The organism is Paenibacillus thiaminolyticus (assembly GCF_007066085.1).
Taxonomy (GTDB): domain Bacteria; phylum Bacillota; class Bacilli; order Paenibacillales; family Paenibacillaceae; genus Paenibacillus_B; species Paenibacillus_B thiaminolyticus.
In genome coordinates this window covers 5597933-5621833 of the sequence record NZ_CP041405.1, presented here as the reverse complement: position 1 = coordinate 5621833, position 23901 = coordinate 5597933, and the positions used below count along the sequence as shown (strand labels likewise).

19 protein-coding genes are annotated in these 23901 nt (G+C 60.8%); 8 read left to right on the top strand and 11 right to left on the bottom strand.

The window, feature by feature from the left end; all coding sequences use genetic code 11:
* Positions 1-6 precede the first annotated feature (6 nt).
* Together galE and FLT43_RS24955 are read right to left on the bottom strand one after the other, a co-directional pair.
* Positions 7-993 (bottom strand): UDP-glucose 4-epimerase GalE, encoded by a 987-nt coding sequence (galE, locus tag FLT43_RS24960; protein WP_087441571.1) that lies wholly within the window; start codon positions 991-993, stop codon positions 7-9.
* A 3-nt stretch (positions 994-996) separates the two neighbouring features.
* Positions 997-2196, bottom strand: a complete 1200-nt coding sequence (locus tag FLT43_RS24955; RefSeq protein ID WP_087441572.1) for a galactokinase — start codon at positions 2194-2196, stop codon at positions 997-999.
* Positions 2197-2437: 241 nt separating this feature from the next.
* Here FLT43_RS24955 and FLT43_RS24950 point away from each other — a divergent pair, with 241 nt between their 5' ends.
* Positions 2438-3388 carry an AraC family transcriptional regulator gene (locus tag FLT43_RS24950; protein WP_087441573.1) on the top strand — a complete coding sequence of 317 codons (951 nt, stop codon included), beginning with the start codon at positions 2438-2440 and terminating at the stop codon, positions 3386-3388.
* Between the two features lie 405 nt (positions 3389-3793).
* Here FLT43_RS24950 and FLT43_RS24945 read toward each other — a convergent pair whose 3' ends face one another.
* The 7 genes from FLT43_RS24945 to FLT43_RS24915 all read right to left on the bottom strand — a co-directional run bounded on the left by FLT43_RS24945 (position 3794) and on the right by FLT43_RS24915 (position 12867).
* Complete coding sequence (locus FLT43_RS24945) at positions 3794-5284, bottom strand: FGGY-family carbohydrate kinase (RefSeq protein ID WP_087441575.1); 1491 nt, start codon at positions 5282-5284, stop codon at positions 3794-3796.
* Between the two features lie 6 nt (positions 5285-5290).
* Entirely contained in the window at positions 5291-6079 is a 789-nt protein-coding gene (locus FLT43_RS24940; RefSeq protein WP_087441576.1) for an NAD-dependent protein deacylase, read from the bottom strand.
* Between the two features lie 213 nt (positions 6080-6292).
* On the bottom strand, positions 6293-8572 hold the full coding sequence (locus FLT43_RS24935) for a thiamine pyrophosphate-dependent enzyme (protein ID WP_174818178.1): 2280 nt from the start codon (positions 8570-8572) through the stop codon (positions 6293-6295).
* Between the two features lie 172 nt (positions 8573-8744).
* Complete coding sequence (locus FLT43_RS24930) at positions 8745-9761, bottom strand: 2-oxoacid:acceptor oxidoreductase family protein (protein ID WP_087441578.1); 1017 nt, start codon at positions 9759-9761, stop codon at positions 8745-8747.
* A 479-nt stretch (positions 9762-10240) separates the two neighbouring features.
* On the bottom strand, positions 10241-10918 hold the full coding sequence (locus tag FLT43_RS24925; protein ID WP_087441680.1) for a bifunctional 2-keto-4-hydroxyglutarate aldolase/2-keto-3-deoxy-6-phosphogluconate aldolase: 678 nt from the start codon (positions 10916-10918) through the stop codon (positions 10241-10243).
* Between the two features lie 95 nt (positions 10919-11013).
* Positions 11014-11979, bottom strand: coding sequence for a sugar kinase (locus tag FLT43_RS24920; protein WP_087441580.1), 966 nt, complete (start codon positions 11977-11979; stop codon positions 11014-11016).
* A 132-nt stretch (positions 11980-12111) separates the two neighbouring features.
* Positions 12112-12867 carry a YwiC-like family protein gene (locus FLT43_RS24915; protein ID WP_087441581.1) on the bottom strand — a complete coding sequence of 252 codons (756 nt, stop codon included), beginning with the start codon at positions 12865-12867 and terminating at the stop codon, positions 12112-12114.
* A 258-nt stretch (positions 12868-13125) separates the two neighbouring features.
* On the opposite strand from FLT43_RS24915, the gene FLT43_RS24910 reads away from it, so the two are divergent.
* Positions 13126-14220 carry an acyltransferase family protein gene (locus FLT43_RS24910; RefSeq protein ID WP_087441582.1) on the top strand — a complete coding sequence of 365 codons (1095 nt, stop codon included), beginning with the start codon at positions 13126-13128 and terminating at the stop codon, positions 14218-14220.
* 50 nt (positions 14221-14270) lie between these two features.
* Here FLT43_RS24910 and FLT43_RS24905 read toward each other — a convergent pair whose 3' ends face one another.
* Both FLT43_RS24905 and FLT43_RS24900 read right to left on the bottom strand, forming a co-directional pair.
* Positions 14271-15581 carry a D-arabinono-1,4-lactone oxidase gene (locus FLT43_RS24905; protein ID WP_087441583.1) on the bottom strand — a complete coding sequence of 437 codons (1311 nt, stop codon included), beginning with the start codon at positions 15579-15581 and terminating at the stop codon, positions 14271-14273.
* Positions 15578-16795 (bottom strand): alanine racemase, encoded by a 1218-nt coding sequence (locus FLT43_RS24900; RefSeq protein WP_087441584.1) that lies wholly within the window; start codon positions 16793-16795, stop codon positions 15578-15580. Before FLT43_RS24900 ends, FLT43_RS24905 begins: the two co-directional genes overlap by 4 nt.
* Before the next feature lie 293 nt (positions 16796-17088).
* Here FLT43_RS24900 and ilvD point away from each other — a divergent pair, with 293 nt between their 5' ends.
* From ilvD to FLT43_RS24870, 6 genes are all read left to right on the top strand, one after another.
* Entirely contained in the window at positions 17089-18777 is a 1689-nt protein-coding gene (gene ilvD, locus FLT43_RS24895; RefSeq protein WP_087441585.1) for a dihydroxy-acid dehydratase, read from the top strand.
* A 193-nt stretch (positions 18778-18970) separates the two neighbouring features.
* Positions 18971-19366: a hypothetical protein gene (locus FLT43_RS24890; RefSeq protein ID WP_127510916.1), complete on the top strand. Its 396-nt coding sequence runs from the start codon at positions 18971-18973 to the stop codon at positions 19364-19366.
* 420 nt (positions 19367-19786) lie between these two features.
* Complete coding sequence (locus tag FLT43_RS24885) at positions 19787-20881, top strand: FecCD family ABC transporter permease (protein WP_087441586.1); 1095 nt, start codon at positions 19787-19789, stop codon at positions 20879-20881.
* A complete protein-coding gene (locus FLT43_RS24880) occupies positions 20878-21747 on the top strand; it encodes an ABC transporter ATP-binding protein (RefSeq protein ID WP_087441587.1) in 870 nt (289 codons plus the stop codon). The genes FLT43_RS24885 and FLT43_RS24880 overlap by 4 nt, the downstream gene beginning before the upstream one ends.
* On the top strand, positions 21748-22740 hold the full coding sequence (locus FLT43_RS24875) for an ABC transporter substrate-binding protein (RefSeq protein WP_087441588.1): 993 nt from the start codon (positions 21748-21750) through the stop codon (positions 22738-22740). It begins immediately after the preceding gene.
* Entirely contained in the window at positions 22733-23788 is a 1056-nt protein-coding gene (locus FLT43_RS24870; RefSeq protein WP_244194116.1) for a ferrochelatase, read from the top strand. Before FLT43_RS24875 ends, FLT43_RS24870 begins: the two co-directional genes overlap by 8 nt.
* Positions 23789-23901 lie beyond the last annotated feature (113 nt).

Here is a 23901-nt window from a genome sequence, read left to right as displayed (position 1 = left end):
CCCCCTCTATTTGGCGTATCCGTCCGGATGAGCCTGATGCCAGCGCCAGGCGCTCTCAATAATCATCTCCATATTATCCCGCTTCGGCTGCCAGCCGAGCACGGCCTTCGCCTTGCCGGCGGACGCGATCAAGACTGCCGGATCGCCTGCCCGGCGATCGCGCAGCGCCGTCGGAATCGTCAGACCGGTCACCCGCTGCGCCGTCCGGATCACCTCGAGAACCGAGAAGCCGTTGCCGCTGCCCAGATTGAAAATCTCGCTCGCCCCGTCCTTGCGCAAATAGCCGACAGCAAGCAAATGCGCGTCCGCCAAATCGCTGACGTGAATATAGTCGCGAATACATGTGCCGTCATGCGTCGGATAATCGCTGCCGAAGACCGCAATCTCACTGCGCTTGCCCAGGGCCGTCTCCAGCACAATCGGCACGAGATGCGTCTCCGGCTGGTGGTCTTCCCCGATGCGTCCGCTCTCATGTGCGCCAGCGGCATTGAAGTAGCGCAGCGAGACGTAGCGGATGCCATGCACCTCGTCGAACCAGCGCATCATGCGCTCCATCGTCAGCTTCGTCTCTCCGTACACATTCGTCGGATTCGTCGCGAAGGTCTCCTCGATTGGCGTCCGTTCGGGCTCGCCATACGTGGCGGCCGTGGAAGAAAAGACAATCCGCTTCACGCCGAACTGCTGCATCACCTCCAGCAGCACCAGCGTGCCGTGCACATTGTTATCATAATATTTGGCCGGATTGCTCATGCTCTCTCCGACGAGCGAGTACGCGGCGAAATGAATGACCGCATCGAACTTATGCTGTTGGAACACGCCTTCCAAGAAGGCCTTATCTCGAATATCCCCGACATGGAGCGTGCCGCCGAGAACCGCGTCCGCATGACCCGTCTCCAATGAATCGACGACGACGACCTCTTCGCCGCGATCCAGCAATTCCGCCACCGTATGGGAGCCAATATAACCTGCCCCGCCTGTAACCAGTACTGCCATCGCTTATTCCCCCTCCGCTGCCAGCTTGTTGCTGCAGTCCTGTTCCTTCACGCCGTCGCCGACGCTGCATACATAGAATTCCGCCGTCAAGCCGATGCGCCGCTGATACGCCTCTCCGACCTGCTCGATGAAGCGCGGGACGGCGCTCTCCTTCACGAGCGAGACGGTGCAGCCGCCGAATCCGGCCCCCGTCATCCGCGAGCCGGCCGTGCCTTCGATGCGAAGCGCCTCCTCAACCATTACATCCAGCTCTTCGCAGCTGACCTCGTACAGATCCCGCAATGATTCATGCGATGCGATCATAAGCTGGCCGAACCGCTCCAATTCATGCTGCTGCAGCGCCTCGACCGACTGCAGCACCCGCTCGTTCTCCGCGATGACATGCGCGGCCCGCTTGCGTACCGCCTCATCCTGAATGAAATGCTTATTCGCTTCATAGCGCGCGGCGTCCAGCTGAGCGAGCAGCTCCAGTTCAGGGAACGCCTGCCGCAGCTCCCGCACGGCCTCATCGCATTGCGCCCTGCGTTCATTATATTTGGAATCGACGAGCCCGCGCCGCTTGTTCGTATTGCCGATAACCAGCTTGTAGCCTTCCGTCCGGAACGGAACATGCTTGAATTCAAGCGTGTCGCACATCAGCAGAATCGCATGGTCCTGCTTGCCGTTCGCGACGGCGAACTGGTCCATAATGCCGCAGTTGACACCGACGAACCGGTTCTCCGCCCGCTGCGACAGCTTCGCGATATCCGTCCGGTCGATCGAGTGGCCTTCCAGCGTCAGCAGCGCATAGGCCGCGGCGACCTCGAGCGATGCCGAGGAGGATAACCCCGCTCCGTTCGGAATATCGCCATGCACCAAAATATCATAGCCCCGGCTCAACGCCCGTCCCGCCTTCGCCAGCTCCACCATGACCCCGACGGGATAATCGGTCCATTCCCCGGTCTTGGCATTGGCCGCCTCATCGGCCGCTACCGTCAATTGATATGGGAAATTCGTGGAAGACAGCCGGATCATCCGATCGGACCGCGGACGGATCAGCAGTGTCGTGCCGAACTCCAGCGCTGCCGGAAGCACATACCCTCCGTTATAATCAATATGCTCGCCGATAAGGTTTACACGACCTGGAGCATGGAAAAAACGAACCTCTCCCTCACCACTTCCATATTGTACCTCAAAATGAGCCGCCAATTGCCGAGCGTCCATGACGACGACCTCCTCCATATGTTTGCATTTTTATTTGCGTTTTGCTTCGCTTGTGGACAATATGCCGTTCTGTTACAAGCATACTCAATCCGAGCCGGGCATGTAATATAATGATGTGCGCATGATATGGATAAATATGACCTCCATCATGGACTGTGATATAATGCTTATAGCACGTGTTCACAAAGGTTGGTTGTCAGCGCCGAGAAGGTTGGATGAACTTCAAGAAGGAGGACATGTCATGACAGACCATGCTGCCCCAGACCGATCGGGTCAACCGGTCTCCGCCGCGGAGGTGACGGGAGCGGCCGCGCCAGAGACATACACCGTCGCCTCTAACCCGATGTTAGCCGGTTGCGGAGGCCTTCATGTTTTGTTTTCCGGCGAGAGCCAGACCCGGCCGTCTCATAAGCTCGGCCCGAAGCTGGTCGATTACTATTTGCTTCATCACGTAATGGGCGGGTACGGAACGTTCACGAGCGAAGGCGTTACGTACGAGCTGGGACCGGGCGACGCCTTCCTCATCACGCCGAACCGCCTCATCAGCTACGCTTCCGATGCGGATAAGCCCTGGCACTACCGCTGGATTGCGTTCCAGGGAGAAGGGGCGGCCGATCTGGTGAGCGCCGCCGGGTTCGCCTCCGCGAATCCGATCGTCCATGCCGGGCCTGACTCGGAGGCGCCGGAATGGATGGAGCGCATCCGCGCGTCGTTCCAGCTGCGGCGGCCCTCCGCCCATCTGACGGCCCTCGGCTGCCTCCATCTCATCCTGTCGGCTTATGCGGACCGCCAGGCCGGACCTGAAGCCGGGCAGCGGCTGAAGCCCGAGTCCGAGATCGAGCATACCGTGCGGCAGATGATTCACATGATGTCCACCCAATACGCCTATCCGCTGTCCATCGAGCAGATCGCGGACAGCCTCGGCTACAGCCGGGCGTATCTGTCCCGCATCTTCAAGCGCGTGACCGAGATGACGCCGGTGACCTACCTGCTGAAGCTGCGGATCGACAAAGGCCGCCAGCTTCTGCGCGAGCGCGCGGATCTGACTATCGAACAGATTGCCGCCTCCGTCGGCATCCCGGATGCGCTCTATTTCTCCCGGCAGTTCCGCCGCTTCTATGACCAATCGCCAACGGCGTACCGGTCCAAGTTCTCCCCGCCGGGAGACTCCGGGAACAGCTCGCGGGGGTAGGCTCCGTCAGTGTCCAGGGACAAGCCGTAAGCCGTCGGCTCCACTTGTCCCAGACACCATGTTCCCCGTGCCCCTGCTTGAACTGCCTTCCCCCTGCGTTCCATCCTCACTCCCCCGCTCCGTCAGGAATCCACTGGCCAACTCGCGGCCCCTGACCAGAGGGGATAGTCATGCAAAAAGCGGCAACCCTGTGCCTGCTTGCCTGACTGAGGAGGAGAATGTAATAAAAAGACTTGTCTGCCGCACACCTAATCTCCAATCCCGTACCTTCCATCCTCCCGTTCAGATCCCGCATCGAACCTTCTCCCAAGCCTGGCCTGCTCCCCAACGCTTGTCCACGCGCAAAAACGCCGCAGCCCGCGGCAAAATCATCCTCCGCGGCTGCGGCTCTCGTTCCATAACGCATTATCTATTCAGACTGCGCAAATGCGCCGCCATCGGCACATACAACCCTTCATAGGCCTGACGGTACCGCTCATGCCGCTCAGCGTCCGGCTCGTACGCCTTCAAGCCGCGGCTCTGCAGCGCCTGGCGCACCTCGGCCGCGCTCCCGAAGTGACCGCCGCCCAGCGCCGCCGCGCAGGCCGCCCCCAGCATCGTCGCTTCCTCAATCGGCGGCACGAGCAGCGTGCTGTGCGCGATGTCCGCCTTCATCTGCAGCCAGGCCGGCAGCTGCGTGCCGCCGCCGACCGCGTTCATCCGCCGAATCGGATGGGCAGATGTGCGCTCGGCGCTCTGCCGGATCATTTCGAGCTGATAGGCGGTCCCTTCCAGCACGGCCCGCAGCAGCTCCGCCTTGCCGTGCGATTTCTCCAGGCCGATGAAGGCCGCCCTCGTCTTCGAATTCGGATGCGGCGCTCCGCTGCCCGACAAATACGGGAAGAACATGACTTCGCCCGGCCCGTCGTTAATGCCGGCGGTCAGCTCCTGAATCTGCTCATAGGCAAGCGCCTCATCAGCCAGCAGACGGCGAATCCATTCGACCGCCCCGCCGGAGGAGGCGTTGCCGCCCATCCAGAAGCCGCAGCCCGGCACGACGTGACAGCCGTACGAGAGGCCGGTCTCGAACTCCGCCTGGCCGAGCGGCTGCATCGCCATCGTGCCGACCAGGGTCTCGGCCGTCCCCATCGAGACATACACATCGCCCGGCTCGATGGCTCCTACCGCCAGCGCCGCACAGACATGGTCATGCCCGCCGATGGCGACCTTCGTGCCGCCGCTCAGCCCGAGCCGGTCAGCCAGATCCGGATGGACCGTTCCGAGCGTCGCGCCGCTCGGCAGCACGTCCGGGAAGATCGCCGGATCGAGGCCGAAGCCGCGAATCCAGTGCTCGTCCCAGCTATTCTGCCGCATATCGTAGGCGAAGGTGCGCGTGGCGAGCGACGGATCGAAGGCCATCGCCCCGGCCAGCCGGTAAGCGACATAGCCGGAGACGGACAGCCAGACCGCGTCCTGCAGCATCGCCGGGTCCCGGTCCTGAAGCCAGAGCAGCTTCGCGAGACCGTGCTTGAACGACAGATGCAGCCCGGTCCGCTGGAACAGCTCCAACGGGGTGCCCTCCTTCCGGATGCGCTCCGCTTGCGGCGCCGAGCATGTCTCGAACCAAGGCAGCAGCGGGGATTGTACCTCCCCGGTGCGCCGGTTGACGAGCAGACCGCTCTCCGCCATGCTCGTGATGCCGATGTAGGATACCGGCTTGTCCGCATGCACGTCCGTCAGCTCGCGAATCATCTCGGCGACATCGTTCCACATCGCCTCCGGCTGATAGACGACATAGCCTTCCCCGCTGTCCTCCGTCAAGGTCGGACGGCTCGTCTTGGCGACAAGCCGTCCGTTATCTTCATATAGGCCGACCTTGCGGTTCGTCGTGCCCAGGTCGATTCCCATCATCCACATGATGCCTTACCCCTTTCGTTGAGACAGGATGTCGTATGCGGCCTCGAACAACGCACCCATCGGCTCCCGGTACACGGCGGCCGCGCGATAGTCCATGCTCGTCGGCGTCCGGTTCGCAATGACGATATCCGCCCCGGAGGCGAGCCGGACGAAGCTGGCCGCCGGCATGACATTCAGCGAGGTGCCGCCCACGATCAGCAGGTCGGCCCGCCGGATATGCTCCACGGCGCGGTTGATAACCTCTTCATCCAGCGCCTCTTCATACAACACCACATCCGGCTTCACCATGCCCCCGCAGCCCGGACAATGCGGAATCGGATCCTGGCTCTCCGCGACGAGGGGGAGATCATGCTCCGCCCCGCATGCCATGCAGCGGTTCCGGTGCACCGAACCGTGCAGCTCGAGCACCTCGCGGCTGCCTGCCGCTTGGTGAAGCCCGTCAATATTTTGCGTGACGACCGCCTTGACGATCCCGTCCTCTTCCAGCTTGGCCAGCGTCCGGTGCGCGCCGTTCGGCTCTGCGCCGGGGTGCAGCATCTTCGCCCGGTAATAGCGGTAAAAGGTCACCGGATCCCGCTCAAAGAAGGAGCGGCTTAATATCATTTCCGGCGGATACGCGAACGCTTCCGCTTCTCCTGCCGAGAACAGCCCCCGGTCAGAGCGAAAATCAGGGATTCCGCTCTCCGTCGAAGTCCCGGCCCCGCCAAAAAATACAGTATAACGGCTGCGGCCCAGCCGGTCTGCCAGCTCGGCGGCATGGGCTTGGCCGTCCGCATCCAACATGTCCATCTTCATTTTTGCATCGGCCCCCCTCACGTATTCTTCATCCTCTCCAGTATAGCTGAACGAAGACGGGAGGAAAAGGAACGGGTCTCCCCGAACCAAGAGAGGCCTCCGCCCTTCTGAACGGGAAAGGCGGACCAACCGCAACAGGGCGAAGCCTCCTTCCGGAAGCCCGCCCTGTCTCTGTATCTATATTTCTGTCGCCCAACCTAACCTTCTTCCTGCTTACAAATCAGGATGCGCATGCTTCGCCCGCAGCACGCTCCAGCGCCGTTCGACCTCCCGCTCGAACACGCCCAGCAGCTCCTCGTTCTCCGGCTTCGCCAGATGCTTCGTCTTGCCCATCATCGTGAGCCAGTCGAGGAGCGGAATTTTTTTGTTCTTCTCCTCCGGGTCGTACGTAAGCGTCGTGACGCCCCGCTCCACTTCATACAACGGGAAGAAGCAGGAATCGACGGCCGCCTGGACGATCTGCGCGCCCATCCGATCCTCGGACAGCCAGTTGAGCGGGCACGTAATGAGAATCTTCCCGTACACGAGCCCTTCGTTGCGGGCGTACCACTGGGCTTTGGCCGCTTTCTTCAGCAGGTCCTGAGGGAAAGCCTCGCTTCCCGTGAACACATAAGGAATATGGGTCGCGGCCATAATTTGCGCCGTATCTTTGTGGTGGAACATCTTCCCCGTCTGCGCCTTGCCGACATTGGAGGTAGAGGTCCGGTGCCCGATCGGCGTCGAATAGGACAGCTGGGCTCCGGTATTCATGTAGCCTTCATTGTCATATTCGAGAATGATCATTTTATGATTGCGCAGCGCGGCTCCGATGGCCGGCCCCATGCCGATATCCATACCGCCGTCCCCGGTGATCATGACGAACGTGAAGTCGTCCGGCAGATTCAATTCGTCCAGCTCGCCGCGGCGCTTGCGCTCCCAGAACATCTCGACGACCCCGGACAGCGTAGCAGCCCCGTTCTGGAACAGGTTATGAATATAGGTCGCTTTATGCGAGGAATACGGATAGCCCGTCGTTACGACCATCGCGCAGCCGGTATGGAAGAGAGCGACAATGTCCCCTTCGATCCCTTTGAAAAAGAGCTCCAGCCCCGAAAAGATGCCGCAGCCCGGACATGCCCCGTGACCCGGCGCAATCCGCTTCGGCTTCTTCGTCAGCTGCCGCAGCGGCGGAATCCGTACGTTCAGCTTGCGCGTCTCCTCATCCTGCTTCACCGTAATGAGGCCGGAATTCAACTCCTCATACTTCATCGGCTCCAGCACGCGCTTCGGCGCGGCGTCCGGGTCGCCCGGCGTATGGCCGATATAATCGAATGGCTGCGCGACCGCGCCGGCCGCAGCCGCGTCCATCGCGCATTGGAACATCGCCTGCCCGTCCTCGGCATAGAAATCTTTGCCGCCCAGGCCGTAAATGCGGCTGATGACGAGCGTATCGCGGTTGCCGTGCGTGAAGAGCGCCGCCTTCACCTCGTTCACCATATTGCCGCCATGGCCGCCGTACGAATCGGCGCGGTCGCCGACAGTCACCGCCTTGACGCCGGCCAGTGCGGCGGCGATCTCCTTCGCCGGGAACGGGCGGATCATATTCGGCGAGACGGCGCCCGCCTTGATGCCCTGCTCCCGCAGTTGATCGACGACGTCCTTAATAATCTCGGCCGCGGAATTGAGCAGGAAGACGGCAACCTCCGCGTCTTCCATCCGGTACAGATCGAGCACCGGATAATCGCGTCCGGTCAGCTCCGCATATTCCCGGCGGATGCGATCGAACACCTCTCCGGCCTTGTACATCGCCATCGACTGCTGATAGCAGTTATTGATATAATCCGGCTCGTTCATATACGGGCCGACGGTGATCGGATGGTTCCGATCCAGCGTATCGGCGAACCCCCTCACCGGCTGCTCGCCGATGAACCGCTGCACGTCCTCGCGGCGGGCGAAGGTCTGAACGCGCCGCTTCTGATGCGAAGTGAAATACCCGTCGAACGCGACCATCACCGGCAGCCGCACCTCCGGATCCTCGGCCAGCTTAATCGCCATAATATTCATATCATAGACAGCCTGCGGATCCCGGCAGAGCAGGATCGGCCAGCCTGTGTTGAGGGCGAAATACAGATCGGAATGGTCGCCGTGGATGTTAAGCGGTCCGGAGACCGAACGGCAGACCAGATTCAATACCATCGGGAAGCGCGTCCCCGATTGGACGGGCATCTGCTCCAGCATGTACAGGTAGCCGTTGGCGCTCGTCGCGTTGAATACCCGTCCTCCGGCCGTCGACGCGCCATAGCAGATCCCGGCGGAGCCATGCTCGCCGTCGGCCGGGATCAGCTTAATATCATGCTTCCCGCCCGCCTTCATTAAGTCCAGGAACTGGGCGACCTCCGTAGACGGCGAGATCGGATAATATCCCATGATGTGATAGTTGATCTGATGGGCGGCATAAGCGGCCATCTCATTGCCCGATTCGTATACCATGCGCTGCTCCACGCGGGATGGCATGGCGTCCTTATCATACTCGATTGCCACGGATTCTCTTCCCCCTTACCATTCATACTGTCGTGGGCGGCTCCAGCAAGCGTCTACCATCGGCATGGCCATTCTGGAAGCCGCCCGCTCCGGCGGAAGCAGGCGCGCCCGATGCGAATCGCCTGCCTGCACGCCGTCCTGCCGGTTACTGCTGTGCTGTATCCACGAACGCGAACCGGTGCGGCATTCGATGGGCGTCCGCATACCCTTCCTCTTCCCGTTCGCTTGACAGCGCTTCGGTCGGACACGCGTAGACGCACTTCAGGCAGCCCTTGCAATATTGATAATCGATTCCTTGCAGGAACATATGGAGCCGGCCTTTTTTGTCCGGCTTCTCCTCCCAGACGAAGCAAAAGTCGGGGCATACATTGTCGCAGGCGGCGCAATGAATGCATTTATCCTCGAAGAAATGCGGCATCATTCCCGCGCGGGAAATGCTCAGATCCTTCAGCACGGAGTTGCCCGGATTGATGACCGTCCCGCCGATCGGCTGAGTCTCATACCCCAGCGTCGGCGTATCCCAGCGGACCGGCCCGGGGAGAGTCTCTCCTTCCGGCAGCGCGAATGTCTGGAAGACGACCTCGTCGTACCCGCGCTGGAACGTATTAAGCGCAGGCTGAACCGCTTGCGGGTACTTCGATTCCAGCGATTTGCGGATGACGCCCTTCATATGCTCCGCATCCAGGAAGTCGCACAGGCGGAACAGGGCGCCCAGCATCGCCATGTTGACCCGGTTCCCTTCCTCCAAGGCGATGCCGATCGCGTCGACTACCGCGATCGTGCCGCAAGGAAGGCGAAGCTTTTCCTTCAGACGCGCCGGATCGGACGAGGAATTGACCAGCACCAGGCTGTCAGGGTAGATTCCGTTCGTGACATGGACCGTTTTCGCAAGGGCTTCGTGGAATATGCCGACAATATGAGGCCGTTCGACAGGAGTCGTATCCCGGATGCGGGTCTCGGGCTGGCAGAAGCGGATATGCGCTTTAACGGGAGATCCTTTCTTCTCGGAGCCGTAGGAGGAAAAGCTGACGCCATTCAAGCCGCTTCCCGTGACGCCGGCTTCGGCCAGCATTTTGCCGGCCAGATTCGCGCCCAGGCCTCCAATCGATTCCAAGCGAATTTCATAAAATCCGAGCTCATTGACTTTGGGCAGGTTGACCATTGAAATGCTTCATCTCCTTTCCCCCGCTCCAGCTGCTAGGCGAAACACGCCAGGGGACGGGGCCAGAATCGGATGAGGACGGCCTGTCTTGCGGGACAGACCTCCTGCTGGCTAATCTCGTAACCGGTCTGAATATGACGTGGTTGAATACAGGTTATATGGGAAGCCGGCCGGCAGGTATGATATTGATCACAGGCGGCCGGAAGCCGAATGGACATCTTGTGACAGGAAAAAAGTACACAGAAGAGAGGCGCATCCGACACATTGATGCCCTCTTCCGTATGTACATGCAGACTGATATATCGCGGGTGTCATATTGTATGCGGCAGGCGGACGCCATATGCCTCCAGGCGATGAACGTTCTATGACTGAGCCGGATGAGAGGCGCTTGCCAAGAGGGGGAATGGGGAGCCGAAGCCATACATAAAAAACCCCTCTCCGCCCGGATTCCAACGGTACCGGACAGACAGGGGATTCGCTTATCCGCGGGCGATCTGCTCCTTCGCGCGGCGGAATGCCTCCATATACTGTTCTGCTTTGCGGCGAACGAGAGCAAGATCGCCCGACGCCTTCGCTTCCTTGGTCAAATCCGATCCGATCCCGACGGCAAACGCGCCCGCCCGGATCCAATCGCCCAGATTGTTAACATCGACGCCGCCGGTCGGCATCAGGTTCGCCTGCGGCAGCGGGCCTCTGATCGTCTTAATGATGGACGGATCATACAGGTTGCCCGGGAACAGCTTCACCACGTCAACCCCCAGCTCGAGCGCGCGCTGCACCTCCGCGATCGTCATGACGCCCGGCAGCACGGGCACGCGATACAGATTGCACATCGTGATCGTCTCGGGATGGAGCGACGGACCGACGACGAACTCGGCCCCAGCCAAAATACTGGAACGGGCCGTAACCGGCTCCAGCACAGTGCCAGCGCCGATGACCGCGAAGCGGTCGCTGCTGGAGGACTTCGAGGAATACATTCTCCGCAGCTGCTCTATCGCATGAAGCGCATGGGGAACGGTCATCGTCACCTCGATAATGCGGATGCCGCCCTCGATGGCTTGTCCAGCCATCTCCACCACTTCATCCGGAGAGTCTCCCCGCAGTACGGCGACGACGCCATGCTCTTGAATTTGCTGAATCACTCTAATCTTATCCATCATGATGATTCTCCCTTCTTCGCCCTCTACGGCGTCTATGCTTCCGGGACATGAGCCCGCATGGCGATCACGGACTGCGGTCCCGCGGCGGCCCTCTACCGTTCGATATGCACCGCCTGGTTCAATACCGCCTGCAGCTGCTCGGCCGTCGGCAAAGCCTCCCAATCTCCGAACGCCTGCACGACCATCGCGCCGGTAATATTGCCGAGACGAACCGCCTCCACGGCATCAGCCCCCTGCAGCATGCCAGACAGGAATCCGGCACAGAAGGCATCGCCGGCGCCGACCGTATCGACGGCATGCTCCACCAGCTCGTACGGAACCTTGTCTATCAGACTGCCCTGCACTACATAATTCTTGCCCGGTCCGCCCTTGACGATACTGACTCCGGGCAATTCGGACAAGCACCGGAAGATGCCTTGCTCATCCTCTGTGCCGTACAGCAGCTTCAATTCGTCCAGGCCCGGCAGGAAATAGTCCGCCTGGCGCGCCAGCGGCAGCAGCTTCTCCCGGGCGGCTTCAATCGTCCACAGCTTCAGCCGCAGATTCGGATCGAAGCTTACCTTCACCCCGGCGGCCTTCGCGATGGCGACCGCTTCATAGACGGTCTCGGCGCAGCTGTCGCTCAAGGCGCAAGTAATCCCGGTTACATGAAGCAGCCGGGCCGAGCGGATATAGTCCTTGTCCAGATGCCCCGGCGTCATGCGGCTTGCCGCGGAGCCGGCGCGGTAATAATAGACGGATGATTTCCCGGCGATCAGCTCGCGCATCATCAGTCCGGTCGGCGCATCCGGCGCCATCTCGACACGGGAGACATCCACACCTTCGCCGCGAATCGCCTTGACGATATGCCGGCCGAGCGGATCCCGGCCCAGGCGGCCGCACCAGCCGGCCCGGTGTCCGAGGCGGGCCAGCCCGATGGCCACATTGCTCTCCGCTCCCCCGAACGATTTCATTACCGTCTGCGCATATTCCAAGCCCCTCGTGTCTGCGGAGCTGAACAAGGCCATCGCTTCGCCGAACGTGACAACCTCCGGGGCATTTCCTGACAACGCTTTCATTCTGCCGTTTCCTCCTTCTGGTCTGCCATGAAGCTTTGTCCTCTATCTTAATCCGTTGTCTGCCATACCGTCAACGGCCGACGGTATGGCAAACCTGCCATGAACCATTAATTAAGGAACGGATATGACAGGCTACGGAGTGATGACAGCGATTAGCGGAATCGCCGTCACGATGCTGAAGACGATCTCCGCAATACCGACCTGCTTGATCGTTACCTTCTGGCCAGGCATCCAGACCGCGCGCAGGAACAGCGCCACGAACGGGAGGCCCGCCCAGAGGGGAAGCATGAGGCCCACGGCTGCCGCAGCCACGATATGGACGCCGACAGACAAGCCGTAGTACAGCCGGCTCCCTTTCTCGCGAATCATCGTCTTTACATAAAAAATCGTTCCGGCGAAATAGAGCAAGCAAGCGGCAAAGGCCCGCCAGGCCAGGCTCCAATCCGTTCCCCCGCCTGCCTCGTAAGCAATCGGGAGCATCCAGCAAAATTGGAGGACGGCCAAAAAATCATTGAGGAGATGGCGTTCCCGATTGCGCTTGGCGAACGCCGCGTTCAGCAGCAGCAGCGGAACCATGACGGCGCCCATCCACCATATATCCGGCCGCATCACCAATACGGCGCTCCCGGCGAGCGCGCATGCGGCTCCGTATATAATCACCGGGCCTCGATATACGCTGGCCCGTCCGGTCTTGATCCACTGCAGGCCGGCGAACGATCCGCAATAGGCGGCCAGCCAGGCGATTCCGATCCAGGCGTGAATGGCTTGCGGCTTGCTGGCGAACATGCCCGCCGCGAACGGAATGATGAGCATCGCCCACGCTCCGTGCTGATTCGGAATATAAGCCCGCAGAAGCTTCGCTCTGCGGTTGGGATGTTCCTTCGACATCGTTCCTGTCTCCCCCTTGAAAGAAATGTTGCTTCAATCTGCATCTGTACTGTATGTTACTTGAATTGACGGGCGCTGTCTAAGCTTGGGCAGGAACTTTCGCCATTCTGTCAAAAGTGGACGACGCTTTCATCCTGTTTTATGTGACGTAAATCACAATCCCGAAAACGGCGCTATGGTACGTTTACATCGTAAATATAAAGCCGCAGCCAACATAGACAAATCGATGCGCGGCAGGAGTTGTAGGAGGGAAGGACAATGCAGGAGCGCAGGTGGAATCAAGCCTCCTCCGGGTTGAAGTCGGCCGTGTCCTTAAGGAGTGGAGAGACCTTCGGATTGAATTTGCGGTTCATGCTCATTGTATGCGTGTTTATCGCCAATGCGATTGAGCCGCTCATCGGCACCATGCCCGAGTTGAAAAGCTTGTTCGTTTGGATTTTTACGTTTCATATGCCGTTGTTTGTCTTCGTCACGGGCTATTTCGCCCGCAGCAATCTGAACGGCCGTGCAGGCTGGGCCGTGATGAAGCAAATCGGCATCCAGTATGTCATTTTTCAATCATTATATTCGCTGCTCGATGTCACGCTGTTCCACGTTCCGGGAATGAAGCACTCGTTCTTTATTCCGTACCTGCTGTTGTGGTTCTTGATCGGACATTTGATCTGGCGCGCCATCCTGATGCTGTTCAACCGCTGGCAGGTTCGCCATCCGGTCATCCTGGCGGCCATCATCGGTATTGCCGCGGGATTTCTGCCAATAGACGGAGCGTGGCTCGGTCTATCCCGGACGCTGGTCTATCTACCATTCTTCGCGTTCGGATACGTCTTCCGCGACGACGCCATTCAGCGGTTCGCCGCTTCCCGCTACCGGAAGCTGGCCGCAGGCTTGTCCGTCGGATTGCTGATTGTGCTTCTTCTATGGCCGAACGTGCTCCATCCGGAATGGCTGATGAACCATATGACGTTCCGCGAGCTCGGATGGCTGGAGCAATCCCCATGGTATGCCATCGGGATGCGCCTGTTCATATACGCGCTGGAGATTGTCGCATCGGTCGCATTTTTGGCCTGGGTGCCTCTCCATACCGGTTGGATTACCGGATTGGGGCGGCGAACGCTGTACGTGTTCTTGCTCCATGGCCTCATTATCCGGCTGCTTGTCGTCTCCGGACTGTACCATTATATTACGACCGGCCCGCAGGCCGTTCTGCTGATTGCGGCTTCGCTTGCCTGCACCGTGCTGCTGGCGCAGCCCGCCGTACGGTCGCTATGCCGCCCGATTATCGAACCGCATTGGAACGGTCTCGGCGGATGGCACCGCATGTCGGTGTTCCATCGCGGCATGAAGCAGGGTTAACCTTTTATCAACAGCGCCCCGTACGCTTGAAGCGGGGCGCTGTTCTCATGTTACCGGGCGCTTGGCGAGATCAGGCGCGCCACATACCGGTTCAGCAGCACGCCGCGCGGATCCGCCGCTTCTCTGATGCGGGCGGCATCCTTCCACTTCGGATACATGCCAACGAGCTGCGAAGCGGTCCGGGAATGCCATTTGCCCCAATGCGGCCGCCCGTCATAAGCGAGCAGAATCTGCTCCATATCGCGGAAATACGGCTCGTAAGGCATCCCTTTATACATATGAAGCGCGATGTAGGCCGAGTCCCGGCCGTAGGCGGGCGACAGCCAAATATCATCCCCCTTGACATATCGGCATTCGATCGGAAAATGGACGGAATGCCGCCGCCGCTCCAACAGCCGCTTCATCTCCAGCAGGACGGGCCGCATCGCGGCGGCCGGCACGCTGTACTCCATTTCCATGAACTTGACATGCCTTGGCGTCACGAACAAGCGAGCTCCCCGGCCGACCTCGTCGCTGACCGGCACGAAGCGCGCCGACAGGCGGCTGATGCCGCCGCTGAGCCGCGGAGCGATGCGGCATGCTTCCGACATCCCCCAGAACAGGCCGTTCTCCACAGCGTAGGCGCTCCACTCCTTCCATCGGCCGCGCTTCGATGCCGGCGCGTCGGTCGGATTAATCGTCTTCACCTGCGTCCCGCTGGAATAAGGGAACCAGAAAAATTCAAAATGGCGGTTCCCGCCCCGGTATTCCTCCAGCCTCTCCAGCGTCTCTTCCAAGGTCGAGCGGAAGCTGGCGAGCCGCATCCGCTCCGCGGGAACGATCCGCAGTGTCAGCTCGGTCATGATGCCGATCGTCCCGAAGGAGACCTGCATCGCCTTGAAAAGCTCCCTTTTCTCTCCCGTATCTCCTTCGCTAACTTCGGCGATGCTGCCGTTCCCCAGAACGGCACGGATCGCGGTCACCTGGGTGGACAGGCTTCCGAAGCCGCTTCCCGTTCCATGCGTCCCCGTCCCAACCGCGCCCCCGATCGTCTGCCGGTCGATGTCGCCTAGATTCTCCATCGCCCAGCCCCGCTCAAGCAGCCGTCCGCCTAATTCGCGCAGCGTCATGCCGGCCCGCACCGTCACCGTGCGGGCGCTCTCGTCCAGCTGCACCAGACCGGTCATCCGCGGCAGCCGCACGATCCATTCCTCCGTCTCCCCGAGCGGAGTGAACGAATGGCCGGAGCCGACGATACGCACCCTGCGGCCTTGCCGCTGCGCTTCCCTGAGCAGCTCCGCCACATCCGCTTCTCCCTCCGGCTCCCACCACCGTTCCGGCTCGCAACGGACATTGCCTGCCCAATTGCGCCACGGCTTCATCCGAAGCACCACCCTTCTCCGCGATATGTAGCCCATGTCCCGAGGCAGGCTCCCTGCTTGACGGCGATGAACTCGCGGAACCGCTCCGCCAGCTCCCCAGCCTTCGCATGCCGGAACCAGATCAGATCGCCCGGCCGGAGCGGCTCGGCACCTTCCGGGTAGCGGACGGGCGTCTGCACCTCCCCCGCGCCTTCCCGCGGCAGGAGCTGCCCGCCGGGGGGCCAGAACGGCTGCGGCAGCCGGTCCGCCCCTGCTTCGCCGGATGCGGGATAGCCTCCGCCGAAGCAGGTATAAATGCCGGGCGCAGCCACCCTCACCACCGGCAGGGCGAAGACGGCTGCCGGCTGCAACGGCAGATCCGCATAGCCGTCGAACAACGCCGGCGCATAGAACGCCGAGCCAGCCGTCAGCTCCGTCACGGACTCATCGGACGCCGTGAAGCGCAGGCTGCCGCTGCCTCCCCCGTTCACGAAGCGGAGCTCGTGGCCTTCACGGCGAAGCACGCGGACGATCGCCGCCCGGCGCGCCGCCACCTCCGCCTCGGACCGCCGCTTCAGGTAGCGGATGGCGGCACTCATCAGCTTCTGCCCGGGCTTCGCATCGGGAAAGCCCGCCAGCTGCGCTTCATAGCCCATCACGCCGGACAGCTGCAGATGCGGGGAACGGCGGATCGCGTCCGCCAGCTCCAGCACGGAAGCTTCGCTCCGCAGCGGCGAACGGCGCACGCCGAAGTGCAGGCCGCCGAACGCGGAGGACATGTCGATATCGAGACAGATATCGAAGCAGATCTGCTGCTCGCGGGCGGCTTGCTCGGCGGCCCGCAGTTGGCTGTCGTCATCCGCCATCAGGACGATCTCCTTCCCTTGGCGGCGCAATCCGGCCAAGCGGGCCAAGGCCGGCCGGTCTAGCGTCGGGTATCCCATCAGCACGTCGGAGATGCCCGCCTCCAGGAGAGCGGCGGCTTCCCGCGGATGGTAGCACATGACGCCCTGGAAGCAGGGATGCAGCGCCAATAGATGCTTGACCGCCTGAACGCAGCGCAGCGATTTGGTCGCCAGACGTATCGGCTTCTGTCCGCTCAGGTCAAGCACCAGGCCCGCATTATGCTCCAGCGCATCCAGATCGAGGCAGGCCAACGGCGTGCCGGAGGCGGCCGCTCGGGCCGCTTCCCGGTTCCCGTCGCGATAGCTGCCGGCGCGTACGGAACGGTCCATGCTCTCTCCCCCTTTTCCTCAGCTTGCCGCCGGGCCAACTCAAGTTACCGCTAATATATTCCGGGAGACGGCCAACGATTCTCTCTTTTTTTTCTCTTTGTAAGAGGTTTTCCGGCAGCGACGGCGCTTCATCCCGAACCCGCTCCGGCTCGGCCGCTAACGATCAGTGACGCTTTAAACCGCTAGAAAAAGAAAGGCAGTTGTGATAGACTCTATAGAAATACTCAAGCACTTATGAGAGGTATCATTCCAATCCCGGCAGTCGGGTAGCAAGAGATGGAGGTTCACACAGAATGACAGCCAAAAAGAAAATGCGCTCAGACATGATTAAGAAAGGCTTCGATCGTGCGCCTCACCGCAGTCTGCTGCGTGCAGCGGGCGTGAAGGAAGAGGATTTTGACAAGCCGTTCATTGCAGTATGCAATTCGTATATCGACATCATTCCCGGCCACGTCCATTTGCAGGAATTCGGCAAGATTGTCAAGGAAGCGATCCGGGAAGCGGGCGGCGTGCCGTTCGAATTCAATACAATCGGGGTCGACGACGGGATTGCGATGGGCCATATCGGCATGCGGTACTCGCTGCCAAGCCGCGAGATTATCGCCGATTCGGTAGAGACGGTCGTCTCCGCCCACTGGTTCGACGGCATGGTCTGCATTCCGAACTGCGACAAGATTACGCCGGGTATGATTATGGGCGCGCTGCGCGTCAACATTCCGACGATGTTCGTCAGCGGCGGTCCGATGAAGGCGGGCAAGGACTCTTCCGGCCGTTCGATCTCCTTGTCCAGTGTGTTCGAGGGCGTCGGCGCCTATCAAGCAGGCAAGATTGACGACAAGGGATTGATGGAGCTGGAGCAGTACGGCTGCCCAACCTGCGGCTCCTGTTCGGGCATGTTCACCGCGAACTCGATGAACTGCCTGGCGGAAGCGCTTGGCATCGCCTTGCCGGGCAACGGCACCATTCTCGCCGTATCCCCGGAACGCCGGGAATTCGTACGTCAGTCGGCGCGTCAGCTGATGAGCATTATCGAGCAGGACATCAAGCCGCGTGATATCGTCACGATGGAAGCTATCGATAACGCCTTCGCGCTCGACATGGCGATGGGCGGCTCGACCAATACGGTCCTGCATACGCTCGCTATCGCGCGGGAAGCCGGATTCGAATACCCGATCGAGCGGATTAACGAAGTGGCGGCCCGGGTGCCTCATCTGGCCAAGGTAGCGCCGGCTTCCGATTATCATATTGAAGATGTGCACAACGCAGGCGGCGTCAGTGCTGTCTTGAATGAACTGTTCAAGAAGGAAGGCGCCCTTCACGGCGAGTGCATCACCGTGACTGGCCAGACGCTGCGCGAGAATGTCGCCGGCTGCGATATCGTGGATACCGATGTCATCCACACCTTGGCCAATCCTCACAGCGAACAAGGCGGATTGGCCGTATTGTTCGGCAATCTGGCACCGGAAGGCGCTATCGTCAAGGTCGGCGCCGTCGATCCATCGGTAGGCGGACGCCATGTCGGCCCGGCTATCTGCTTCGATTCCCAGGACGAGGCCCTGGCCGGAATCGCGAACGGCAAGGTGAAGGAAGGCCATGTCGTCGTTATCCGCTACGAAGGGCCGAAGGGTGGTCCCGGCATGCCGGAGATGCTCGCCCCGACATCGCAGATCGTCGGCATGGGTCTCGGCGCCAAGGTCGGCCTCATCACCGACGGCCGCTTCTCCGGAGCGTCCCGCGGCATCAGCATCGGCCATATCTCGCCGGAAGCAGCCGAAGGAGGTCCGATTGCGTTCGTGGAAGACGGCGACATCATTGAGCTCGATCTGACGAACCGCAAAATCGAGCTGCAGGTGCCGGACGAGGTGCTCGAGCAGCGCCGCGCGGCATGGAAGCCGTTCGAGCCGAAGGTGAAGACCGGCTATCTGGCCCGCTACTCCAAGCTCGTAACGAATGCCAGCCAAGGCGGCATTCTCAAAATTTAATCCCTAGAAATCGAGGGGCTGTCTTATAAGCAGTTTTTAGCTGCAGCGAGACAGCCCCACATGCCTGCTTCTCACGCCTCAGCGTTGTGAAAATACTGTAAATATACAGTTTTCCTTTCTGACGTGGACTCCGTTACAGGAGTTCCTGCAAAACTGCATCAATTTCAGACTTTCCAATAGATTAAAGATAAGAATGGCTGAAAATAATGTACTTTTGCAGGAATTTCATCAGATCGCGGCTAAAGTCACGAAAATTGCTGCATTCACGCAGGATTTCGCTTCCTCCTCCACCATCCGCCGCTCCCCCGCTTGCCCGCCGCCACTTTACCCGCTACCACTTTGCCTGCCACTACTTTGCCCGCTACTACTTTGCCCGCTCCACTTTGCCCGCTACCACATTAACCGCCGCCACTTTGCCCGCCGCCACTTTGCCTGCCACCACTTTGCCTGCTGCCGCTTTGCCCGCGCCGTACTTTTCGTACTTTCCGCCTTTTCCTGCTTTCCCCCGCCTTCCCTAGCTTTCCTCTCCTTTTTTTATCCTCCTTTACTTTTCTTTCCCCTGCTTTTCCTCTTTTACCTCCTTCCCTAGCTTTCCTCTCCCTTTCTATCCTTTTTCCGCTTTCCCCCGCCTCTCCTTTTCTATCATTTTCTCGCTTTTTCTAGCCTTTTCTCGCCTTTCCCCGCCGCCTATTGTCCGTTCATGCGTCACTCCAATCATCATTTTCGTCAATGCCTATGAAACACCCGCCTTTGCGGTTTCCGCCCTATTTCCTTGCTTATTTTTTTCTCCGTAGTCCGCCATTTGTATTGCCGCACATCGCCATGCCGAACACGTCTATAGTTGAACGTCTTTCCAATCCCGGACGGATAGACGGGAATGAATATGAATTCGCCCGGCTCTATTCATCCATTGACGGCTTTCCAGGCATGCGCTATAGTAATAAATGTTTACCTAATACAACTTATTTGTACCGGACTATTTTTGTTGCGAACGGGAAAGGTGGTATCTATGTACTCCAAGACTGAAGCAAGCAGCCCAAGCCATCTCCCCGTCCAGCGCCGCCATCCGGCCCGTGGACATGCGCGCATCGTGCTGCTTGGCGCCGCAGCCTTGGCGGCCTTGCTCTTGTCCATCATCGCCGGCTGCTCCATCGGCCCGGTCTCCATCCGGTTCGCGGATACGCTGCAGGCGATCCTGTACGCCATCGGCTGGTTGGACCATGCCGGCATTCCGGAGCGCGAACTGACGATTGTCACGGCGATCCGCCTCCCCCGCGTCTTGGTCGGCGTCTTTGTCGGCGCCGCTCTCTCCGTGGCAGGCACCGCCATGCAAGGCGTATTCCGCAATCCGCTGGTTGAGCCGGGCTATCTTGGCGTATCCTCGGGAGCGGCGGCAGGGGCCGTCATCGTGATTGCTTCCGGCTTCGCGCAGCACGCTTCCTACGCGCTGCCGCTGGCCGCCTTCGCCGGCGCCTTGACTGCCGTCATCCTTATCCTTGCCATTTGGCGGGCCAGCGGCAAGCCGAATGTGACGACGCTGCTGCTGCTTGGCATCGGCATCAATGCGCTCCTGTCCGCGGTCATCAATGTCGTGATTGCGAGCGCGCCCCATGAGCAGCAGCTGCGCAGCATCGTCTTCTGGCTCCAGGGCGGGCTGGAGGCCAGAACCTGGGAGCATGTGCAGCTGATCGCGCTCCCGATTGCGATAGCGGTCATCCTGATCGCGTTGTTCAGCCGCACGCTGAATCTGCTGCTGTTGGGAGACGAGCATGCGCAGGCATCCGGCGTTCCCGTGCAAGGCGCGCGCTACGTCATCCTGTTGCTCGCCTCCCTCCTGACGGGAACCGCCGTCTCCGTCAGCGGCATCATCGGCTTCGTCGGATTGGTCATCCCGCATCTGATTCGGCTGGTGGCCGGAGCGGACCACAGGTACCTGCTTCCGCTCAGCGCGCTGTTCGGGGCGTCCTTCCTCGTGCTGGCGGATCTCGCATCACGAATGATCCTGCAGCCGGTAACGCTTCAGGTCGGCGTCGTCTGCGCCTGCATCGGCGCCCCTCTGTTCATCATGATGCTGCTGCGCCGAAGAAAGGGGAATCTCGCATGAAGGACAAGCGAAGGACAGAGCCCGGCACGGACAGGCTGCTGCAAGCGGAGCGGCTGTCCTGCTCCATGGAGGGCAGAACCATTATCCATGATATCTCGTTCGAGCTTCGGCGCGGCTCCCTCGTCGGCATTATCGGCCCCAACGGCAGCGGGAAATCGACTCTCATCCGCATGATGTGCGGACTGCTGCGCCCGGCGCAGGGGCGGCTGCTGCTCGGAGGCCGGCCGCATGCCGCCTACTCCGCCACGGCGCGGGCCCGGCTCATCGGCTATGTTCCGCAGGATTGCTCGCTTGACGCCGACTTCACCGTCGGGCAGATTGTCGCGATGGGCCGCCATCCCCATCGTTCCCTCTTCCGCAGCCTGTCCGCTTCAGACAGCGCTTGCGCTGAGCAGGCACTGCGCCAATGCGGCATCGAGCCGCTGCGCGACCGTTATATTCACGCCTGCTCCGGCGGGCAGCGCCAGCTCGCCTTCATCGCCAAGGCGCTGGCTCAGGAGCCGCAGCTGCTCCTGCTGGATGAGCCGATCTCGGCGCTCGATATCCGCCATCAGCTTCGCACGCTGTCCCTGCTGCGCGGATTGGCCCGCGAAGGCTTGGCGGTAGCCGCTTCCCTGCACGATCTGTCGCTGGCTTCCCGCTATTGCGATCGGCTGCTGCTGCTTCACGAGGGGCGCATCCTGGCGATCGGACCGCCGGAGGAAGTGCTGACCGCGGAGCATCTCTATACGGTATATGGCATTCACGCCGTCATCCGCCGTGAGCACGGGACGAGAGGCTTATCGATTCTCGCCTTCGATCCGGCGGATCCCGAGTTTGAACCATCGATATACACATCATTAGCTAACCAGGAGGAATTCATTTAGATGAGACAACATGATACAGCGAAGCGGAATATGATCATCGGGCTGGCGGCGGTCATCGTCGTCATCGGCTTGGCCGCCATCCTGACCAACCGAATGTCCGGCGCTTCGACCACGGTGCCGCAACCCGCCCCCGCTTCTGCATCAGAAGACAATACCGAGCTCAAGGTCGCTCCCGTATCACTCGATACGGCGGACGCGGTCTTGGAATTCATCGCTCCCGCGCAGCTGGTCGCGATTCCGAAGAGCATCTCCAACCCCTATCTCGCAGTCAACGCGGACATGGGGAAGCAGGCCGGCAACCCGATTAGCGGGGCGACCGGATTGGATCCCGAAGCGATCCTGTCCTTCCAGCCGGATCTCGTGCTGCTGACGAAGGTTCATCATACCGAGAGCGATGCCGAGGAATTGCTCCGCCAAGCCGGCGTCAACGTGATTACCTTCGATCAATGGGGCACATTTGAAGCGGTGATGGGGAACTATCGGAAAATTGGCGAAGCGGTGGGAGAAGCCGATAAGGGAGTGCTTATCGCGGAGGAAATCGAGGCCAAATTACAGCAGGCCGCGGCGCGCACTGCGAAGCTGACGGCGAAGCCGACCGTGCTGGTGCTCTCCCCCGTCGGCCCGAATACGGGCCCTTATGTGATCGGGCCGGGCAATATCGCTTACGATATGATCCGCCTGGCCGGAGCGAACCCTGCAGCAGATGCGCTCGGCATCGCCAAATCGATCAAAGCGTCGATTGAAGATCTGATCAAGATCGATCCCGATTACATCGTTCTCGGCGATTGGGACGGCACGGGAGAAGAATGGCTGGCCGGCTTGAAAGCCGATCCGCAGTGGAATACGCTGACCGCCGTACAGCAAGGGCGCATCACGACGATGAAGGCGAGGGATCTGCTCGCGCCGAATCGTTATACCGTAGACGGCATGCTGCAGATGTCGGCATGGCTTCACCCGGACTTATGGAAGGATGAGGAAGCCGATCATGATTGAGATGGAGCAGGATCGGCTGGTGGCGGGAGATCCGCCCGGGCCGGCAGCGGCAGGGGCTGCGGCTGAACTGCCGGAAGTGGCGGGGACTGCGCATGCACCGCCGGCAGCAGCGAATGCGGGCAAGCCGGCGCAGGCCGTCCTGCTAGCCGCATATGGCGCCTGCCGCTCGATCGATGAGGTGCCGCAGCTGTATGAGCATATTATGCGCGGCCGCTGTTCCCCCGGCGCCTTGGCCCAAGGCGTGAGCCGTTACCGGCAGACGGCGGCATGCGATCCGCTCTATGCCGTTACCGCGAGACAGGCGGAAGCGGTATCGCAGCGGCTCGGGCAGCTGTGCAGCGCCCCGGTTCCCGTCTATATCGGCTACAAGCACTCGCCTTCCTTCGTCTCCGAAGCCGTACGGCAAGCGGCATCCGACGGCATCTCCCGGCTGGCGCTGCTGCATCTGTCCCCCTTCAGCGCCGGAACCGGAATGTATATGCACGAGGCCGCGCGGGCGGGAGATGGAGCGGACCCGCCTATCCGGGTAACCGCTGTGGCGGACTGGCAGGAGCATCCCGCCTTCATTCGGCTGATCGCCCGCCGCCTGCGCGATGCTTACCGCTGGCTCCCTGCCGCCAGCTTGCCCGCGGCACGGGTCATCTTCACCGTGCACAGCAAGCCCGGCTTGCCTTCGGCCCATACTGCGTTTATCGCCCAATATGGCCGCCTCGCCCGGCTCATCGCGGAAGCGGCGGAGATCGGACGCTGGGACATCGCGTACCGGAGCGGCTTGCCCGCGCCCCAGCGCTGGCTCGGCCCGGATGTGAAGGACGTCATCCGGCAAGCAGCCGGCCATGGCTGCCAAGCGGTCGTGCTCTGCGAGCTGACCTCGCTGACAGACAATGTCGAGGTCTATCACGATCTCGGCGAGGACGCGAAGCGGCTGGCCGAAGCATGCGGCATGCAGTTCGTGCGGACAGAGCCTGTCAATGATGCCTGGGACTTCATCGAATTCATAGCAGACATTGTCTCCCGTCATCTGCTCGCCGGACAATATTCAGCCTGACACGCCGTTCATTCAGGGATCTTCCTTGCCGGCAGGAACCTCATAACGCCATTCAAGCGCGGATGCATTCCGCGCTTTTTCTTTTCAAGTTCCGTGTTTTCATTTACGTTTCA

What these genes read in the sequence shown, in the direction of transcription:
- FLT43_RS24940 (WP_087441576.1), bottom strand. Translation starts at nt 6,079, where the DNA reads ATGAAGATGGACATGTTGGATGCGGACGGCCAAGCCCATGCCGCCGAG.
- FLT43_RS24950 (WP_087441573.1), top strand. Translation starts at nt 2,438, where the DNA reads ATGACAGACCATGCTGCCCCAGACCGATCGGGTCAACCGGTCTCCGCC.
- FLT43_RS24880 (WP_087441587.1), top strand. Translation starts at nt 20,878, where the DNA reads ATGAAGGACAAGCGAAGGACAGAGCCCGGCACGGACAGGCTGCTGCAA.
- FLT43_RS24935 (WP_174818178.1), bottom strand. Translation starts at nt 8,572, where the DNA reads ATGCCATCCCGCGTGGAGCAGCGCATGGTATACGAATCGGGCAATGAG.
- FLT43_RS24910 (WP_087441582.1), top strand. Translation starts at nt 13,126, where the DNA reads ATGCAGGAGCGCAGGTGGAATCAAGCCTCCTCCGGGTTGAAGTCGGCC.
- galE (WP_087441571.1), bottom strand. Translation starts at nt 993, where the DNA reads ATGGCAGTACTGGTTACAGGCGGGGCAGGTTATATTGGCTCCCATACG.
- FLT43_RS24890 (WP_127510916.1), top strand. Translation starts at nt 18,971, where the DNA reads ATGGCTGAAAATAATGTACTTTTGCAGGAATTTCATCAGATCGCGGCT.
- FLT43_RS24900 (WP_087441584.1), bottom strand. Translation starts at nt 16,795, where the DNA reads ATGGACCGTTCCGTACGCGCCGGCAGCTATCGCGACGGGAACCGGGAA.
- FLT43_RS24955 (WP_087441572.1), bottom strand. Translation starts at nt 2,196, where the DNA reads ATGGACGCTCGGCAATTGGCGGCTCATTTTGAGGTACAATATGGAAGT.
- FLT43_RS24945 (WP_087441575.1), bottom strand. Translation starts at nt 5,284, where the DNA reads ATGTGGATGATGGGAATCGACCTGGGCACGACGAACCGCAAGGTCGGC.
- FLT43_RS24930 (WP_087441578.1), bottom strand. Translation starts at nt 9,761, where the DNA reads ATGGTCAACCTGCCCAAAGTCAATGAGCTCGGATTTTATGAAATTCGC.
- FLT43_RS24875 (WP_087441588.1), top strand. Translation starts at nt 21,748, where the DNA reads ATGAGACAACATGATACAGCGAAGCGGAATATGATCATCGGGCTGGCG.
- FLT43_RS24905 (WP_087441583.1), bottom strand. Translation starts at nt 15,581, where the DNA reads ATGAAGCCGTGGCGCAATTGGGCAGGCAATGTCCGTTGCGAGCCGGAA.
- FLT43_RS24870 (WP_244194116.1), top strand. Translation starts at nt 22,733, where the DNA reads ATGATTGAGATGGAGCAGGATCGGCTGGTGGCGGGAGATCCGCCCGGG.
- ilvD (WP_087441585.1), top strand. Translation starts at nt 17,089, where the DNA reads ATGACAGCCAAAAAGAAAATGCGCTCAGACATGATTAAGAAAGGCTTC.
- FLT43_RS24885 (WP_087441586.1), top strand. Translation starts at nt 19,787, where the DNA reads ATGTACTCCAAGACTGAAGCAAGCAGCCCAAGCCATCTCCCCGTCCAG.
- FLT43_RS24925 (WP_087441680.1), bottom strand. Translation starts at nt 10,918, where the DNA reads ATGGATAAGATTAGAGTGATTCAGCAAATTCAAGAGCATGGCGTCGTC.
- FLT43_RS24920 (WP_087441580.1), bottom strand. Translation starts at nt 11,979, where the DNA reads ATGAAAGCGTTGTCAGGAAATGCCCCGGAGGTTGTCACGTTCGGCGAA.
- FLT43_RS24915 (WP_087441581.1), bottom strand. Translation starts at nt 12,867, where the DNA reads ATGTCGAAGGAACATCCCAACCGCAGAGCGAAGCTTCTGCGGGCTTAT.